Genomic DNA, 17,979 nt, shown 5'->3' on the forward strand with positions numbered 1-17,979 from the left:
AACATGTTCAACCCCATCTCGACATACCGCGTACAGCTTCATAAAGATTTTCCACTCAGCGACCTTGAAAAGATCATTCCATACCTGCAGCAAATGGGTATCGGCACGCTGTATGCGTCGCCCATCTTTACGGCAGTTCCCGGCAGTGTTCATGGTTATGATTCGGTGGATCCCCTGCATGTAAACCCGGAGATCGGTACCGGGGAACAGCTTCGTAACGTGGCGCAACAACTGGCGGACAGCAACATTCACTGGTTGCAGGATATCGTTCCCAATCACATGGCCTTCGATCACCGCAATGGCTGGCTGGCGGATGTATTGGAAAAAGGGCAACAGTCTGCGTACGCCTCTTTTTTTGACATTGCGTGGACCTCTCCGCTTTTCAACGGCAAATTGATGGTGCCGTTTTTGGGCAAGTCGCTGGAAGACGCTGTGCAGGACGGCGAGTTAAAAATCGTGGTGGAAGAAGGCCGGCTCTTCCTCGCCTATTTTGATAGCCGCTGGCCACTGAAGACAGGCTCCTACGTCACGCTTCTGCGCCCCGCAGCCGGCAACGACGCACTGGAAACCCTGCTGCAGGAACTTGACATTTTGCACAAAACGGAAGACAGTCTCCAACTGCAAAAAGGCTGGGAAGAGTTTCTGTTGCAACTGCGGTCGCTGATGAAGAACGAGCGGGTAAGCCAGGCCATTCTCCAGGCCATTGACCAGTATAACCAAGACCCGCAAGCCCTCCTCGCCCTGGCCAAAGAGCAACACTACCAGCTTTGCCACTGGCAAGAAACGGATCACCGCATCAACTATCGCCGCTTCTTTACCGTGAATGGCCTGATCTGCCTGAATATCCAGGACGAGAATGTGTTGCATACGCACCATGCCTTCCTGCAAACGCTCGTCAGCGAAGGTTTGATCCGGGGTTTGCGCATCGATCACATTGACGGTTTGTACAACCCGGCCGAATACCTTCATCGCCTGCGTGCCCGCAGCGGTGATGAGATCTACATCGTTGTCGAAAAAATACTGGAACGCGGGGAGCAGCTACCGGGCGACTGGCCGGTACAGGGCACAACCGGTTACGATTTTCTCTCGCAGGTCAACAACCTTTTCACCCATCAAAAAGCCGAAGAATCGTTCACCGAATTTTACCAGGACCTCACCGGAAATTATAGCAGCATCGAACAGCAGTTGCACAACAAAAAAGCCCTGATCCTGGAACAGCACATGGGCGGCGAACTGGAAAATCTTTATCGTCTCCTGTTGCAATTGAACATCGTTGACAAACGAACACTGGCCCGCATCCCTTCGGAAGACCTGAAAACGGTGATTGGCGAGTTCCTCGTGCAATGCCCTGTGTACCGGTTCTACGGCAGTCAATTCCCATTGTCGGGAGAAGAGGAAGATGCCCTGCGCCAGATTTTCAACCGCCTGCTGCGAACCGAAGAATCGCAGGAAGCGGTCCGCATCCTGGAAGCGGTCTTCCTGCAAAGACCCCATGAGGGCAATGCGGAAATGAACGATCGCATCCGCCAGTTCTACCAGCGTTGCATGCAGTTTACCGGGCCGCTGATGGCTAAGGGTGTCGAAGATACCCTGATGTACACCTGCAACCGCTTTATCGGGCACAATGAAGTTGGCGATTCACCGGAAGCCTTTGGTGAATCCATCGAGGGCTTTCACCAGCAAATGCAGTCAAAGCAACAACGGTGGCCGCTTTCGCTCAACGCAACAGCCACCCACGATACCAAACGCGGCGAAGACGCCCGTGCACGGTTAAACGTTTTGACCGACCTGCACGACGAATGGCTGGCAGCCGTTGCAGAATGGCGGAACCTGAACAAAGAACTGGTGAAAGGCGACCTGCCGGATGCGAATGACGAATACCTGATTTACCAGGCTTTGACAGCCAACTATCCCCTGCCGGGCGAAGACGAAGACGATTTTGCCAACCGCTTCCAGGCATACATCCGCAAAGCAGTGCGGGAAGCCAAGATCCATTCCAACTGGACATCACCGAATGAAGCATACGAAACCGCGGCAACCTCGTTTGCACTGGCACTGCTCGACAAAAGCAAGCCATTCTGGAAAAGTTTTTCGGCTTTCCTGGAAACCATTGCCGAACATGGCGTCATCAATTCGCTTTCGCAGGTTCTGTTGAAATTCACCTGCCCGGGTGTGCCTGATGTATACCAGGGCTGCGAACTGTGGGACTACAGCTTTGTCGATCCCGATAACCGGCGTCCCGTCGACTATGAAAGACGCCTGCAATTGCTCCAGGCATTCGAAGAAAAAAGCGAAGAGGAACTGTTCGACCATCTCTGGGAAAACCGATTCAATGGAAGCGCAAAGCTGTGGCTTGTGCGGACTATGCTGCAGATGCGAAAGGGTAACCCGGATGCCTTTGCCGAAGGCGAATACATTCCGTTGCAGGTAGAGGGACATTACCGCAATCACGTACTGGCGTTTGCCCGCCGGCACAAGCGGTCGGTACACGTGGTGGCCATTCCCCTGCACACGGCGATCATCAGCAAAGAACAGGGACGTCCGTTTTTTGAAGTCGACTGGAAAGACACAAAGATCAACCTGCCGCGGGAGATCGAAAGCAACCTGGAAGCACAGTTCAATAAAGCGACTGTTGAAAAAGGGAAAGGACTGCTGCCGGGTGAATTGTTCAACCGCTTCCCCGTGGCCATTCTTCGCGGCCGCCAGGCGATCAATGAAAGAGGCGCCGGTATTCTTCTCCACCTCACTTCTCTCCCTTCGCCATTCGGGGTTGGAGACATGGGACCGGAGGCAAGAGCTTTTGCAGATTTCCTGTACCGCAGCAAACAAAAATACTGGCAACTGCTTCCGCTGAATCCCACGGAAGAAGGCCAGGGCCATTCACCCTACAGTGCGCTTTCAAGCAAGGCCGGTTATCCTTTGCTGCTTTCGCCAGAACGTATGGTAAACGACGGTTTGCTGCAACCCGAAGACCTCCAACGGCATCACCTGCCGCGGGAAAGCCGGGCCAATTTCCGCGAAGCCGAGCGGGTAAAGAACGCCCTTTTCGACAAAGCCTTTGCCGCCTTCGTGCAAGCCAAAGAATCACCACTGCAGGATTCGTTTCGACAATTCCAAAAATCCGAAAAAGACTGGCTGGATGATTTTGCCCTCTTTATCCTGCTAAAAAAACAGGCCGGCGGCAAGCCCTGGTACGAATGGCCGGATGCGTATAAAAAACGAAACGAAGAGGCGCTGAAAAAGCTGGCCGACGGTCATCGTCGTGAGATCCGGAAAATCAAGTGGCTCCAGTTCATGTTTTCGCGGCAGTGGCACGAGTTGCGCGACTATTGCAACAGCCGCAACATCAAACTCATTGGCGACATTCCTTTTTATATTTCGTACGACAGTGCCGACGTATGGGCCAACAAAGAAATCTTTGCGCTCGACGAAGAGGGTAAACGCACCGGCATGGCAGGTGTGCCGCCGGATTCGTTCAGTGCCGACGGGCAGTTGTGGGGCATGCCGGTGTTTCGCTGGGATGTGCTGAAAGAAACAGGCTATCACTGGTGGGTGGAAAGGCTGAAGAAAAACCGCGAACTGTTCGACATGGTGCGACTGGACCATTTCCGGGCTTTTGCGGCCTACTGGGAGGTAGCGGAAGGCGAACAAACAGCAAAAAACGGTCAGTGGATTGAGGGACCGGGTTCGGATTTCTTCCACGCCATGGAAAAGGAATTGGGACAATTGCCGTTTGTGGCCGAAGACCTGGGCGACATTGACGAACAGGTGTTGAAACTTCGCGACGAATTCAGGCTACCGGGCATGAAGGTGCTGCAGTTTGCCTTTGGAGAAGACATGCCACAGTCGGACTACATCCCGCACAATTACGACAAAGACTTCCTGGTGTATACGGGAACACACGACAACAACACAACGGTAGGCTGGTATAAAACAGAAGCTAACGAAGACATCCGCCGGCGCATCCACCACTATACCGCCACAGAGGTCAACGAACGGACGATTCACCAGGTCTTTGCACGCCTGGCCTATGGGTCTGTGGCGGCCATTGCCATCCTGCCCATCCAGGATGTGCTGGGACTGGACGAATCGGCACGGATGAATGTGCCGTCGTCTGCCGAAAATAACTGGGCCTGGCGACTGACACCCGGGCAGATTAGCCCAAACACCGAACAACAGTTGCTCGAATGGACTCGGACCTATAACCGGGAATAAAAAACGGTCAGCTTAAACACCTGAAAAACAAGCGAAAGGCTGCCGGGAGGCGGTCTTTTTTTGTGCAGGACTTTTCCACATTGGCTAAAATTTTTAGGAAGAGGCGTTATTTTGCTAAAAAAGAACCGCAATGGCTACGCACATAAAATGTCCCAATTGCTCGCATGCGTTTGACGTGGAGGAGGTTTTGTCTTCTGATGTGGAGCAAAAGCTGAAGCTGCAATACGAGAAAAAACTCCAGCAATCCCTCTCCCAGATCGAAAGTGAACGAAGAAGGCTGGAAGCCCAGCAAACCGAATTTGAAGAAAAACGCAAAAAGCAAAACGAGATCTTCCAGGAGCGGTTGCAGCAGGAGCGGCAAAGGCTGGAGCAGCAGGCGGCCTCGGAAAAAGAAAAGCTGCAGGCCGAGTTGCAGCAACAACTCCGCAAATCCATCGGCCAGGATTACGAAAACCAGTTGCGCGTCTTGAAAGAGTCCGAGCGGGAAAAAGAAGAAAAACTGCGGACGGCCCAACAAAAAGAACTGGAGTTCATGCGCCGCGAAAAAGAGCTGCAGACCAAGGAAAGCGAACTGGAACTGCAACTTCAAAAAAAGCTGCTGCAGGAAAAAGCCGGCCTCCTCGAACAATTCCGGAAGGACGAAGAGCAACGCATTGCCATCAAAGAGGAAGAACATCTTTTCCGGATGAAGGACCTGCAAATGCAACTGGACGAGCAAAAAAAGCTGATTGAAGAAATGAAGAAAAGAGCCGAGCAGGGCTCCATGCAGCGCCAGGGCGAAGTACAGGAACTGCTGCTCGAAGAAATGCTGAAAGACCATTTCCCGTTTGATATCGTTGGCGAAGTGGGCAAGGGTGTGGAAGGCGCCGACTGCATCCAGATCGTGCGCAACCACCTGGGACAGGATTGCGGAAAGATCATCTTTGAAAGCAAGCGCACCAAGACCTTCCAGCAATCGTGGATCGAAAAATTAAAGACCGATATGCGGGCCAAGGGCGCCGATGTTGCCATCATTGTCACCCAGGCTTATCCCAAAGACTTCAAATGCTTTGGCGAACTGGATGGCGTTTGGGTTTGCTCGTTTGGCGAAGTAATTGCCCTGACGACTGCCATGCGCCACACTATCATCCGCATCGCCGAAACAAAAAAAGGCGAGGAAAACAAGGGCGAAAAAATGCAGATGCTTTACGACTACCTGACCGGTATTGAATTCCGCCAGCAGATGGAGTCGATCGTGGAAGGTTTCCTGGCGATGAAAATCTCGATTGAGAAAGAACGCCTCCAAATGGAAAAGCTGTGGAAAGAGCGGGAGAAACAATTGCAAAAAGTGCTGTTGAGCACATCGGGCTTATATGGGTCGATCAAAGGCATTGCTGGCGCATCGGTGGGCAATATCCCGCTGCTGGACGAGGGATCGGAAAATGGCCACGAACAGCCCTTGCTGGTAAAGTAGCGGACCCAAAAGGAAACGGCACTTATTTTACCACCCAGGCCAGGCAAAGCTGGTCGAACAACCGGTAATGTACCGTTAACGGCCACTCCTGCTTTTCGGATCGAAAAGCTCCCTCGAAACTTCCGGAAGGCTGCAGCGAAAATGGCTGCAGCCTTATCATTTCACTAAAGTCGACGTTGCCATAGCTCCACCATTTGAATATGGCTTCCTTGGCCGACCAAAGCAAGGTGAGTTTGGAGTCGGGAGTTTGGCGTTTGGCGTTTGCGTTGTATGGCGTGTATTCCTGCTTGTTGCTTGCTGCCTGGAGCTTGCGGCTGTTTTCACTCACCATGGCCAGCTCTTCTTCGTGCAAAAACTTGTGCTTGATCTTTTCCACTTTTGGCGATGGCACTTCGATATCGAGTCCGACGCGTTTGTTCTTACTCACGATAACGGCGGCATAGTCGCTGCAGTGTGAAATGGAAAAGTGATAGGCTTCGTCTTCGAGATAGGGCTTTCGTGTGTCGGCAATCCTGATCAGCTCCAACGGAAAATCCGGGAACAGGAAGCGCAACAGGTAACGTCCGGCAAGGTGTTGCTGCCGCTTGTGGGGATGGGTGATCTCCCGCTGCAGCGGTACGTGGAAAAATGCTTCCTCCTCTTCAATCTTCCAGATGGCCAGTCTTGTTCGATCGTCGATTTCCTGTTGAAAAAAAATGGGCATTGTTTGCTGTTCCGGGTTTATTTTGCCGGGATCAAAGATCAAATTTCAAACGTCAAACCACAAATCGTTCATGATTTTATCGGACAAACGTATTTTGGAGGAGATGGAGCAAGGCACCATCAAGATTGTGCCCTACAGCCGCGAGTGCCTGGGCAGCAACAGCTATGATGTGCACCTGGGGAAAACGCTGGCTACTTACCGCGAACACATCCTGGACGCGAAAAAGCACAACGAGATTGAGTACTTTGACATTCCCGAAGAAGGCTTTGTTTTGTACCCGCATATTTTTTACCTCGGTGTTACCCTGGAATATACCGAAACGCATGTGCATGTCCCCTTCCTTGAAGGCAAATCGTCGACCGGTCGTTTGGGCATCGACATTCATGCAACGGCGGGCAAAGGCGATGTTGGGTTTTGTGGCAACTGGACGCTGGAAATTTCCGTCAAACAACCGGTGAAAGTCTATGCCGGTATGCCGGTGGGCCAGCTCATTTATTTCCCTGTCGATGGCGAGATCGAAATAAAGTATAACCAGAAAGCGAATGCCAAGTACAGTGGTCAACCCAACCGCCCCGTTGAGAGCATGATGTGGAAGAACAGGTTTTAAGGGACCGATTTATTCCGCTAAAAAGATTTCCAACAAGTCCCCTCAACCCGTCAATCACGGATCTACCCGCTATTTCCACATTTCCCTGTCTGTTACAGGATAGTATACCGCTGATGCAATGACAACCGTTGGCTTGCCTTTTACCAGGTCGTTCACTTTGGAAAATTGAAACCTGTCTGTTTTCTTTCCCCCTTCAAAAAACACCTCCAGGTATCCGTTATCAACCCGCCAATAACCCTTCGCTTTTTTTGCAACAGGCGACGACCAGGTCTCTTCTGTTCCATCCGCTCTCAGGTCCATGTAATAGTCTTCTTTATTCCATGCCGTTTTCCATAAACCAACGATAGAAAGATCAACCGTGCCATTGAGCTTTACAGGGGGCTCCACAAGTTTTACGGGAACAACGGTAGCATTTCTACCCGGCGATGGTGTTGGTGCATTGCTGACATCCCATGGCTTTCTCTGTGTCATTGGGAAGTAGGGCCTGTATTCTCCTGTACCCTGCCCCCATTCGATCACTAGGGCCGGCCCGTTTTGCGGATCATTTCGCTTCAGAAGTCTGAGCGGCAGAACCTCTTTTTTTCCTTCGGGAAGAAACGCGATCACCCCGCCATCAACCCTCCAAAAATTTTTATGATTTGGTGGCGGTGCAGATGAAGTCAACAAGTCTGACCAATAGTCATAGGTACCGTCAGCCCGGAAGATATAATAGCCATTAAAGTTCATCCCCGGATCGTGGTACCGCCAGGTTCCGACAATAGCCGGGTCAATGCTGCCGTTCATGGGAAGGGGAGGTATGGCAGGTTTTACCGTCTCTTCCCCGGTTTCCGTTTTCAGGCTTACGCTTTGGGGAGCGGAGGCTGTCGTGGAGGAGGGCCTATTGATTTCAAATTCCCGCCCGTCTTTTTTCACTTTGGCTTTGCCATCGATAAAAGCTTCGGCCTGGTCATATTGGGGAGGAATCACTTCCCTGCCGGTCTTGTCGACAAAGCCCCATTGATTGTTGTATTCAACCGCGGCCAGGCCTTCACTGAAGCCAAAATAAACATCAACGTCCTGGTATTTCGGTGGCACCACCTCCTTCCCTGTCCAGTCCACAAAACCCCATTTGCCGTTCAACTGGACGGCGGCAAAGCCGTCCTGAAATCCCATAATAAAGTCATTTCCAACGCGCTGGTATTTTGGTGCAACCACTTCGTTCCCCGTGTTATCGATAAAGCCCCATTTATCGTTCACCTGTACGGCTGCCCTGTCATCACTAAAAAAGAATCCATCATCGTATTTTAGGGGAATCACCTCCCTTCCCGTTTTATCAACATAGCCGGATTTATCGTTTAAGACAACTAAAGACAGCCCTTCACTGAAGCCAAGGACAGCCTGGTATTTTAGCGGAATGACTTCCTTGCCGGTTTTGTCGACAAAGCCCCATTTATCGTTTCGCTTTACGCCTCCCAAACCTTCTACAAACGAAAACCCATCCTGGTATTTTGCCTGGATCACTGCCTGGCCTGATTTGTTTTTGAAACCGTATTTACCGTCGGCAGTCTTGAAGACTTCCAACGCTTCCTGTGCATCCATGGCAGATTTTTGCGGATGGTTAATGGTCGAATAAACGCCGTTCTGAATCACTTTGGCCTCGCCGTTGTGAAAGTCGAACGTTCCATCGTATTTCAGGCTGATGACTAACTTCCCGGTTTTATCAATAAAGCCGCATTTACCGTCCACGAAAACCGCCGACAGGCCTTCGCTAAAATCCCGCGAAGCGTCCCATTTCAAGGGGATCACTTCTTTGCCCGTATTGTCGATAAATCCCATTTTTTTATTCAACTCAACGGCAGCCATTCCTTCTTTAAAACTGCGAAAGCCGTCATATTTCGGGGGTATCACTTCCTTCCCGGTTTTATCAATAAAACCGTATTTCTTGCTCAATTCAACAGCGGCCAGGCGATCCCTAAAATTCCAAACATGATCATAGATGAAAGGCACTACCACCTTACCGGTTTTATCCACAAAGCCCCATTTGTCGTTTAACTGCACGCCCAATAAACCCTCGGGGAAACTCGTGCATGACTGGTATTTAACAGGTACAACTTCGTTTCCGGCCTTATCCACAAACCCCCATTTCTTGCCCATGGCCACAGCAGCCAAATCCTTGTGAAAGATATTTACGGCATCGTATTTCAGGGCCGTCACCTCCCTTCCCGCACTGTTGATAAAGCCCCATTTATCCTCCAGTTTAACGGCAGCCATTCCCTCGTTAAAATCATCGACATAGGTATATTTTACCGGGCTTATTTCTTTGCCCTCCTTGTTTACAAAACCCCACTTTCCGTTCAGTTTAACGGCACCAAACCCCTCGTTGAAGTTGCCTGTATTTTCGTATTTAAACGGCGTAATCTCTCTGCCGGTTTTATCCACAAAGGCCCAATTGCCATTTTGCTTGACGGCTGCCAATCCTTCTCTAAAATCACTCACATTCTCATACTTTGCTGGAATCACAATTTGGCCCTCTTTATTTTTAAATCCGAACTTGCCATTCGCCTCCTTGTAGTAATTTAACGAAGGTTGCGCATGCGAACAGGACGTAAAGAACAACAGGTTAAAAAGCCAAAAAAGAACTGCTTTCATGTCATGATTTTTTTAGTGTTGTCGATTTAAAGAGCTGCACGTTGCCGGCTTCCGGCTGAAGACTACTCCTTTAACGAAAGAGACGGTGTACGGCCAACTTTACACACCAACAATGTTTTACCGGTTCCTGGTATACTCATAAATCGCAGTAGAGATGTGGCAGACAAGTGGCCGAGCTCGAACCGTCCCGCCTGCAACCTTTTACCATTCATATCCTGAAAAGAAAACCGCCCCTCTTGTGAATCATTGCTTCAGTGAAGTTTTGGGAAACCGTCGTCCACCCACTGGTAGCATTTGTTTTGTTTTGCCGGATTGCCCCTCACCTTTTGGAAAGTAAAAAAAGCTTTCTTCGCCTGGACAGCGCCTGAGATAAATGGCAGGAACAAAAGTCCGGTTGCAATCAACAGCAATACGACGAAGTACCTTTTCATCCGAATGACAGTTTAAAACGAAGAATAGCTGGGTTATTTCGAGTGTCATTCCTTAGGATAAATTCTACATCCAGTCAATTTGTTTTTTAGGAGAAGGATATTATAAAGATAAAAATAAGATACTTGATTCCTTCCGGTTTATCACCACTTATCCAACGCATTGACCGCTCCTTTTTTGTTTACCACATCAATAAAAAACCCAGGACCGTACTCTCTGGTTTGCCATAGATTCAAACGTAAAATAACTGCCATGAAACGTTTGCTGGTTGGAATGCTATTCACAAGTTTTCTTTCATCCACGTTTGCCCAAATCACCCTAACCCAACTGCCCAGCGGCGGCAATAAAAAAGCTTTCGTGGGCGAACGCATTGGACTGACTGATGTCACCATCCATTACGACCGTCCTGGTGTAAAAGGCCGCGAAGGAAAGATCTGGGGAGGCCTGGTGCCGGTTGGATACATCGACCAGGGGTTTGGCAACAGCAAGGCAGCGCCCTGGCGGGCCGGTGCCAACGAGAACACTACCATCGAGTTTTCGAATGACGTAAAGATCGAAGGACAGCCGTTGAAGAAAGGAAAGTACGGCCTTTTTATTGCGTATGACCCCAACGAATCGACTGTCATCTTTTCCAATAACTCCACCTCGTGGGGCAGCTTTTATTACAACGACAAAGAAGATGCGCTGCGGGTAAAGGTAAAGCCCGTGAAAATGGACAAAAGCGTGGAATGGCTGAAGTACGAATTCTTAAATCAAACCGAGAATGCTGCAACAGTTGCCCTCGAATGGGAGGCCCTGCAATTTCCCTTTAAAGTGGAGACGGATTATATCCACGACCAGATTGCGTCCTTTCAAAATGAGTTGCGCACCGAGAAAGGCTTTTTCTGGCTGGCCTGGAACCAGGCAGCCCAATGGTGCCTGCAACACAATGTGAACCTGGAACAGGCCTTGCAGTGGGCCGATTCGGCTTCGGGACCGTCGTTTGGCGGCGCTGCCCTCTTTACCCCGAAAGCCACCAAGGCCCAGATCCTGCAAAAGCTGGGAAGAGAAGACGAAGCGATGGTGCTGATGAAACAGGCTTTACCGCTGGCAAGTATGAATGAAATGCACATGTATGCCCGTTCGCTCATCGCCATGAAAAAACCGAAGGAAGCCATGGATGTTTTCCAGGCGAACTACAAGAAAAACCCGGCGCAGTTTACCACGCTGGTTGGACTGGCCAGGGGTTATTCGGCTAACAGTGATTTTAAAAATGCATTGAAATATGCCGAACAGGCCTTGCCGCTTGCTCCCGATGCACAAAACAAAAACAGCGTGGCGGCGATGATCGATAAGCTAAAGAAAGGACAGGATGTAAATTGAGGGGATAATAGATAATAGATATTAGATATTGGATATTGGGATATTTATTAGCGCATTCTCATTCTGATATGGTCTAGGTCTTTTCGTGGTGCAGAATAGATTTTTCCGCTCTGCTGATTGTCACTCCGTCATGTCTTTAGTGGCGTTTTTTTTATTCTTGTGATTAACAGGCAGAACCGACCGGCTGCAGGTTCTCCGTCTGACCTTGGCCTCTGTGGTTCAAAGACGCACGGCAATATTTTGCTTCGCGAGAAAAGTTTTCAGCGCCGGTATTTCAATTTCCTTGAAGTGGAAGACGCTGGCTGCCAGGGCCGCATCGGCATGCGCCTTGAGAAAAACGTCGGCAAAATGCTGCATCGTGCCGCCACCACCGGAAGCAATGATGGGAATGGGCAAGGCATCGGAAAATTGTTGGGTAATGTCCAATGCAAAACCGGCTTTCGTACCATCGTGATTCATGGACGTAAGCAAGATTTCCCCGGCGCCCAGGTCAACGGCTTTTTTAGCCCAGTCGAAACATTTGGCATTGGTTTTTGTACGGCCGCCATGCAGGTACACATACCATTCGCCGTCTTCCTCCTGCCGGGTATCAATGGCCAGAACGACACACTGGCTGCCCGCCGTATTGGCAATATCGGTAATGACTTGCGGGTTTTGAAAGGCCGCCGTGTTGATAGAGATTTTGTCCGCGCCGTTATTCAGCAATACAGACACGTCTTCCACGGTTTTAATGCCGCCACCAACAGTAAACGGGATATTGATGGTGTGGGCTACACGCTTTACCAGTTCGGCCAGCGTCTTTCGTCTTTCCACTGTTGCCGTGATGTCCAAAAACACCAGTTCATCGGCGCCCTGTTTGGCATAATTCGCCGCCAGTTCCACCGGGTCGCCGGCATCACGCAGGTTGACGAAATTGGTGCCTTTCACCGTTCTTCCGTCTTTGATATCCAAACAAGGTATAATTCTCTTTGCCAGCATAATTATGTATTCAGCTTTTTTAAGTCGGTCAATGCGATCCTACCTTCATAAATGGCTTTGCCAATGATGACGCCCCTGCAGCCAATGTCCTGCAGTTGGTATACATCATCTATCGAACTCACGCCACCACTGGCGATAAAGTGCAGGTCCGGAAATTTTTTAATAATGCTTTTGTACAGCTCCGTAGAGGGACCTTCCAATGCGCCGTCCTTGGCAACATCGGTGCAGAAGATTTGCTTCACGCCTTTTTGCAGGTAGTCCTCGATAAAGTCATAGATCCAGATTTCCGTTTGCTCCAGCCAGCCGCTGATGGTGAGTTTCTCTCCTTTGACATCCGCACCGAGCAGGAACTTTTCCGCTCCCCATTTTTGCAGCCATTGCACAAAGGTTTCTTTTTCCTTTACGGCCATGCTGCCAACCGTAGCCAATGCTGCACCGGAGTCAAAGACAATCTGCACATCTTTTTCCGATTTGATGCCGCCGCCAAAATCCACGATCATTGATGTTTTGCCGGCAATCATTTCCAGCACCTTCCAGTTCTTCACGGCGCCGGCTTTGGCGCCATCGAGGTCCACGAGATGCAAGCGCCGCAAGCCGGCATCTTCAAATTGCCGGGCCACCTCTAAAGGGTGTTCGTTGTAAATTTTTTTCTGCGAATAATCGCCGTGCGTCAGCCTCACGCATTTGCCTTCAATGATGTCAATAGCGGGAATGATTTCCATTAGAAGTGTTGAATGTTGAATGTTGAATTTTAAATAGTGGATTGCGCTGTTTTTACAATCTTGGTAAGAACATTTATGATATTTTCAATGGCATTTAAATGATTTTCATATTCCACCTGAACAAGTTTACTTTTTTCCAACAACCGTAACCAATACCGAGTTTCTCTTGCTTCTTTGGACGCAATTGCCATTTTCGCTATAAAGTCTTTTTTGGTCTGACCGGCCACTGCTTCCTCAACATTTGCACCGATACTTGTCCCTGATCGTAAAAGCTGTTTGGAAAGGACAAATTCCTTTTGATCTGTCATTTTTTTGTACAGCTCGATTATTTGTAAAGCAAAATCAAATGTCATTGAAACAATGAGATTGTCTTTATTCATTATTCAACATTTAGCATTTAGCATTCAACATTACAGAAGTTCCAAAAAGTTTTTAATGATCTGATCGCCCGTTTCGGCGCTTTTTTCCGTGTGAAACTGCACGCCGTAGAAGTTATCCTTTTTCACCGCTGCCGCATACTCCAGGCCGTAATTGCAGTTCGCAATGGTATACTCACTGTCGTCGGCATAGTAGCTGTGCACGTTGTAGATGTAGCTGTTTTCCGGAACGTTCTTGAAAAGGTCTGATTTCAAATCGTAGATCGTGTTCCAGCCAACCTGTGGAATTTTGATCAGCTCCTTGCCGCTTTGAAATTTCTTCACCTTTACAGGCACAATGCCCAAACAGGTCGTATCATTTTCTTCCGAATGCTCACACAACAACTGCATACCCACGCAAATGCCGAGCACCGGTTGTTCCAGCTCTTTGATCACCTGATCCAGGTTGTTCTGGCGCAGGCTGTTCATGGCGCTACTCGCCTCTCCCACACCGGGAAAAATCACCTTATCCGCTGCCTTTATTTTTTCGGCTTTGTCGGTCACTTCTGCCTGAACGCCCAGCCGCTCGAGGGCCACCAGCACCGACTGGATATTTCCCGCGTTGTATTTGATAATTGCCAGTTTCATACTAATGTTTAAAGTTTAGTGTTCAAGGTTTAATGTTTGGTGGAAGAGAAAGCCAGCGACGCTTGTAACTTTAAACATTAAACCTTAAACTTGTAACGTCGTCCGCGGAAGTAGCTCACCTGGTAGAGCGACAGCTTCCCAAGCTGTAGGTAGCGGGTTCGAGTCCCGTCTTCCGCTCAGGAAATGAGGAATGTTGAATGTTGAATTTTAACTAGACGATCATTCGAGATTCCTCATTTTTCTTTTATCATTCCTACCTCAATATTCCCGTTAAAAATTCTTTCGTTGCCGTTTCCACATCGTTTCCGTTTTCCAGGGCTTTGATGTAGGCACTGCCAATGATTGCACCGGCCGTGTATTTCGCTGCCATAGCAAACGTTGCCTTGTCTTTAATGCCAAAGCCTACCAGGACGGGATTTTTCAAGCCCATTCCCTGCAACCTTTGCAAGTAAGATTCCACGGGAGAAAAGTCTTTGTCCGAGCCGGTGATGCTCGACGACGAAACAGCATACAAAAAGCCGGTGCTCAGGCTATCGAGTTTTTTGATCCTTTCTTCCGACGTTTCCGGCGTTACCAAAAAGATAAAGTCAAGGCCCTGCTTTTGAATGACGGCAGCGTATTCTTTTTCGTATTCAAACATGGGAATGTCCGGAATGATCAGGCCATCAATACCCACCTCGGCCGCCTTTGCACAAAATTTCTCGAAGCCGTATTGCAACAGCGGATTAAGGTATCCCATCAGCACCACGGGCACGGTGATTTCCTTGCGAAAGTCCGCTAACTGTTCAAACAACGTCGCGATGGTCATGCCATTTTGCAAAGCCTTTGTACCACTTGCCTGGATCACCGGGCCATCGGCCAGCGGGTCACTGTACGGCATTCCCAGTTCAATGAGGTCGGCGCCGTTGTTTTGCAGGGCTTTCATCACAGCCAGGGTGCTGTTCAGTTCAGGATAACCTGCTGTGCAGTACACATTCAATACATTGTTCTTCTTGCGTGTAAAAAGTTCTGTAAGTCTGCTCATAACAATTCGTAAAAAGCCGAAACATTCATCCATTCCGGGTCGGCCTCTATTTCGTAAAACGTTTCCCGTTCAACCGTTGAAAGGTAGTAATTCAGAAAGCCATCCACCTTCTCCACCTCTTTCGTATAAAAAATGATCTCCCGTTTGCGGAACGCTGTTGTGTGCCCCACGTGCACGGTTTGCGTTTGCTCTTCCAGGTAGTCAATCATCTTGCTTTCCACGTCCAGCAGGTAATCATATTCTTTTTCATCCGGGTGACCGAATTCATTGTAGGTATCCGGGATGATCTCGATCAGAACGGCATTCGGATGTTCTGCCTGTACGGCTTTATCAGCCAGGTCTTTGTTGATAATTGCCAGAGCCGGATAACCTTCCACTTCAAATTCAAATCCCGTGTATGTTGCCGTTTTGCTGCTCATGTTTGAAATTTTAAATTTTGAATGCTAAATGCTGAATAAAGATTCTCCCATTCAACATGCAGCATTTATATTTCATCATTCTGCTCCATCACCCGCATGTAGGTGGCCAGGTCTTTATCGCCACGTCCGCTCAGACAGATCACGATGGTCTCTTCTTTTTTTAATTCCAATTGATTCAATGCCGAAAAGGCGTGTGCACTTTCCAGTGCTGGGATGATGCCTTCCAGCTTTGCCACTTCAAAGGCGGCTTTCAGGGCTTCTTCATCCGTTGCCGACAGGAACCGTCCGCGACCGCTGTCGAACAGGTGTGCATGCAGCGGCCCGATACCGGGATAGTCCAGCCCCGCCGAAATGCTGTGCGGTTCCACCACCTGGCCATCTTCCGTTTGCATCACCAGCGAGCGGCTGCCGTGCAATACGCCGTCCCGCCCCAGTTGCGTGGTGGCTGCACTCTTACCCGAATGCACACCTTCCCCCGCGGCTTCGACGGCAATCAATTCAACACTTTTCTCGTCCAAAAAATGATAGAAAGCGCCGGCTGCATTGGAGCCGCCACCCACACAGGCGATCACTTTACCCGGCAATTCGCTACCGGTTTTTTCCTTCAACTGCCAGCGCACCTCTTTGGAGATCACGCTCTGGAAACGGGCCACCATATCGGGATAAGGATGCGGCCCTACCACGCTGCCGATGATATAATGGGTGTCGTGCGGGTTGTTGATCCAGTCGCGGATAGCTTCATTGGTTGCATCCTTGAGGGTTTTGCTGCCACTGGTTGCCGGGATCACTTTTGCACCCAGCATTTTCATGCGGGCCACGTTCGGCGCCTGCCGCTCGATGTCTTTTTCACCCATGTACACTATGCACTCAATCCCCTTTAGTGCACAAACTGTTGCCGTGGCCACGCCGTGCTGGCCTGCACCTGTTTCGGCAATAATCCGTTTTTTTCCAAGGCGCAAGGCCAGCAGAATTTGTCCTACGGTATTGTTCACTTTGTGTGCGCCGGTATGACAAAGATCTTCCCGCTTTAAGAAAATCTGCGTGCCATACTGCCTGCTCAGCCGCTCCGCAAAATAGAGCGGTGTTGGCCGGCCCACGTAATCGTGAAGTAATTGCTGGTATTCGCCTTGAAACGAAGGCTCGTGCATGATCTCCAGGTAGCGTGTCCGCAATTCTTCCACGTTGCGGTGCAACATTTCCGGGATGTAGGCCCCGCCAAAACGGCCGTAGTAGCCGTTTTCGTCCGGCACAAAATTGCTCCGCGAAAGCTTGTATTCCGCTGCAGATCCCTGCTCTTCCAATTTTCTGGTTATGTGATAACTCATTTGATTTTATTTTATCATTGAACCGGGGTATGTGTGCTGCCTGAAATTGATGGGGCAACTTTTGTTAGCATCCCGTTCATCACACCCATTCCAGTTCAGATTTTGTCTGTTCATTCAGGACGTTGCCGGTATTCAGTGTTGATGCCGGTTCAAACAACATCACCCACACTTCTTCATCGGCCACCGGTTTGTGCTCCACGCCTCTTGGAACAACCAGCATATCGCCTTCGGCCAGCTCAATACTTTTATCCCGAAGCTCCATGCGAAAACTTCCCTTGAGTACGAAGAATGCTTCGTCTTCATCCGTATGTTGATGCCATACGAATTCGCCTTTCAGCTTTGCCAGCTTCACTTGTTGCCCGTTTAATTCACCCACAATTTTCGGACTCCAATTCTCACTGATCAGCGCAAATTTCTGAAGTAGATTAACCTTGTCCATTGGCTGTCTTTAATTCAGCAATAAATTGTTTCACTTTTTCCATGTCCTTTACGCCGGGTGCCGTCTCAAACCGGCTGTTGATATCTACAGAAATCATATCCTTTGCCACCCCGGTCGCCATGAAGGTCTTCACCAGTTCCGCATCGGTTGGCTCGATGCCACCACTCAGGAAAAAGGGCTTTTGAATATCGAGGTCACGCAGGCGGTTCCAGTCAAATTTCCGCCCGGTTCCGCCGTAAAGCATTTTGTTTTCCCGCTCGCCTTTTGGCGCCGGCACGCCGGTGTCAAAAAGGAAAAAATCACTGTCGGCATAATAGTCTTTGATCATCCACATCACGTGGTCGTTTTCTGCAAACCGGAAGGCTTTGATGACATCAATATTGGCAACAATCTTCTGGCATTCGTAGGGTGTTTCCCGTCCATGCAACTGCACCATATCCAAACCAAATTCGTCGATCCGCCGCATCACTTCTTCATACGAGGCATCTACAAATACGCCGACTTTGTAAAGCTTGACCCGCGCTTTCTTCACTTCGGGACCGGTCATTCCTGCTTTGGTTACAAAGCGCGGACTCGGGGGGTAAAAAATAAAACCGGCGTAATTGACTTCCATTTCGGACAAAGCGTAGAGTTGCTCGAGTTGGGTGATACCGCAGACCTTTACTTTCATC

15 protein-coding genes and 1 tRNA gene are annotated in these 17,979 nt (G+C 49.5%); 5 read left to right on the forward strand and 11 right to left on the reverse strand.

Features of this window, described 5'->3' with window-relative positions; all coding sequences use genetic code 11:
- Positions 1 to 3: 3 nt before the first annotated feature.
- Both treY and D6024_RS23005 read left to right on the forward strand, forming a co-directional pair.
- Complete coding sequence (treY, locus tag D6024_RS27355; RefSeq protein WP_121357166.1) at positions 4 to 4,215, forward strand: malto-oligosyltrehalose synthase; 4,212 nt, start codon at positions 4 to 6, stop codon at positions 4,213 to 4,215.
- A gap of 130 nt (positions 4,216 to 4,345) precedes the next feature.
- Complete coding sequence (locus D6024_RS23005; RefSeq protein ID WP_121357167.1) at positions 4,346 to 5,668, forward strand: DUF2130 domain-containing protein; 1,323 nt, start codon at positions 4,346 to 4,348, stop codon at positions 5,666 to 5,668.
- Between the two features lie 22 nt (positions 5,669 to 5,690).
- On the opposite strand, the gene D6024_RS23010 is transcribed toward D6024_RS23005, so the two are convergent.
- The gene (locus D6024_RS23010) at positions 5,691 to 6,371 is read right to left on the reverse strand and encodes a 4'-phosphopantetheinyl transferase family protein (protein WP_121357168.1); all 681 of its coding nucleotides are present in this window, start codon (positions 6,369 to 6,371) and stop codon (positions 5,691 to 5,693) included.
- A 70-nt stretch (positions 6,372 to 6,441) separates the two neighbouring features.
- Here D6024_RS23010 and dcd point away from each other — a divergent pair, with 70 nt between their 5' ends.
- On the forward strand, positions 6,442 to 6,978 hold the full coding sequence (dcd, locus tag D6024_RS23015; RefSeq protein ID WP_121357304.1) for a dCTP deaminase: 537 nt from the start codon (positions 6,442 to 6,444) through the stop codon (positions 6,976 to 6,978).
- A 69-nt stretch (positions 6,979 to 7,047) separates the two neighbouring features.
- On the opposite strand, the gene D6024_RS23020 is transcribed toward dcd, so the two are convergent.
- On the reverse strand, positions 7,048 to 9,606 hold the full coding sequence (locus D6024_RS23020) for a WG repeat-containing protein (protein WP_121357169.1): 2,559 nt from the start codon (positions 9,604 to 9,606) through the stop codon (positions 7,048 to 7,050).
- A gap of 681 nt (positions 9,607 to 10,287) precedes the next feature.
- Between D6024_RS23020 and D6024_RS23030 the strand changes: the two genes are divergently transcribed.
- Entirely contained in the window at positions 10,288 to 11,397 is a 1,110-nt protein-coding gene (locus D6024_RS23030; protein ID WP_121357171.1) for a DUF2911 domain-containing protein, read from the forward strand.
- 219 nt (positions 11,398 to 11,616) lie between these two features.
- Here the strand turns inward: D6024_RS23030 and hisF are convergent, their stop codons facing one another.
- The 4 genes from hisF to hisH are packed head-to-tail and all read right to left on the reverse strand — an operon-like array spanning position 11,617 to position 14,101.
- Positions 11,617 to 12,375: an imidazole glycerol phosphate synthase subunit HisF gene (hisF, locus tag D6024_RS23035; RefSeq protein ID WP_121357172.1), complete on the reverse strand. Its 759-nt coding sequence runs from the start codon at positions 12,373 to 12,375 to the stop codon at positions 11,617 to 11,619.
- A 2-nt stretch (positions 12,376 to 12,377) separates the two neighbouring features.
- Complete coding sequence (gene hisA / locus D6024_RS23040; RefSeq protein WP_121357173.1) at positions 12,378 to 13,097, reverse strand: 1-(5-phosphoribosyl)-5-[(5-phosphoribosylamino)methylideneamino]imidazole-4-carboxamide isomerase; 720 nt, start codon at positions 13,095 to 13,097, stop codon at positions 12,378 to 12,380.
- A gap of 29 nt (positions 13,098 to 13,126) precedes the next feature.
- Complete coding sequence (locus D6024_RS23045; RefSeq protein ID WP_121357174.1) at positions 13,127 to 13,477, reverse strand: four helix bundle protein; 351 nt, start codon at positions 13,475 to 13,477, stop codon at positions 13,127 to 13,129.
- Positions 13,478 to 13,507: 30 nt separating this feature from the next.
- On the reverse strand, positions 13,508 to 14,101 hold the full coding sequence (gene hisH, locus D6024_RS23050; RefSeq protein ID WP_121357175.1) for an imidazole glycerol phosphate synthase subunit HisH: 594 nt from the start codon (positions 14,099 to 14,101) through the stop codon (positions 13,508 to 13,510).
- A 104-nt stretch (positions 14,102 to 14,205) separates the two neighbouring features.
- Here hisH and D6024_RS23055 point away from each other — a divergent pair.
- A tRNA-Gly gene (locus D6024_RS23055) sits at positions 14,206 to 14,278 on the forward strand.
- A 76-nt stretch (positions 14,279 to 14,354) separates the two neighbouring features.
- Here D6024_RS23055 and trpA read toward each other — a convergent pair.
- The 5 genes from trpA to D6024_RS23080 form a co-directional block, all read right to left on the reverse strand.
- On the reverse strand, positions 14,355 to 15,125 hold the full coding sequence (gene trpA / locus D6024_RS23060) for a tryptophan synthase subunit alpha (protein WP_121357176.1): 771 nt from the start codon (positions 15,123 to 15,125) through the stop codon (positions 14,355 to 14,357).
- Positions 15,122 to 15,544, reverse strand: coding sequence for a DUF695 domain-containing protein (locus D6024_RS23065; protein WP_121357177.1), 423 nt, complete (start codon positions 15,542 to 15,544; stop codon positions 15,122 to 15,124). The genes trpA and D6024_RS23065 overlap by 4 nt, the downstream gene beginning before the upstream one ends.
- A gap of 65 nt (positions 15,545 to 15,609) precedes the next feature.
- A complete protein-coding gene (trpB, locus tag D6024_RS23070; protein WP_121357178.1) occupies positions 15,610 to 16,869 on the reverse strand; it encodes a tryptophan synthase subunit beta in 1,260 nt (419 codons plus the stop codon).
- A 79-nt stretch (positions 16,870 to 16,948) separates the two neighbouring features.
- Positions 16,949 to 17,308 (reverse strand): cupin domain-containing protein, encoded by a 360-nt coding sequence (locus D6024_RS23075; protein WP_121357179.1) that lies wholly within the window; start codon positions 17,306 to 17,308, stop codon positions 16,949 to 16,951.
- On the reverse strand, positions 17,295 to 17,978 hold the full coding sequence (locus D6024_RS23080) for a phosphoribosylanthranilate isomerase (RefSeq protein WP_121357180.1): 684 nt from the start codon (positions 17,976 to 17,978) through the stop codon (positions 17,295 to 17,297). Before D6024_RS23080 ends, D6024_RS23075 begins: the two co-directional genes overlap by 14 nt.
- Position 17,979 lies beyond the last annotated feature (1 nt).

The sequence above is a fragment of the Flavisolibacter nicotianae genome (assembly GCF_003628535.1).
Taxonomy (GTDB): domain Bacteria; phylum Bacteroidota; class Bacteroidia; order Chitinophagales; family Chitinophagaceae; genus Flavisolibacter; species Flavisolibacter nicotianae.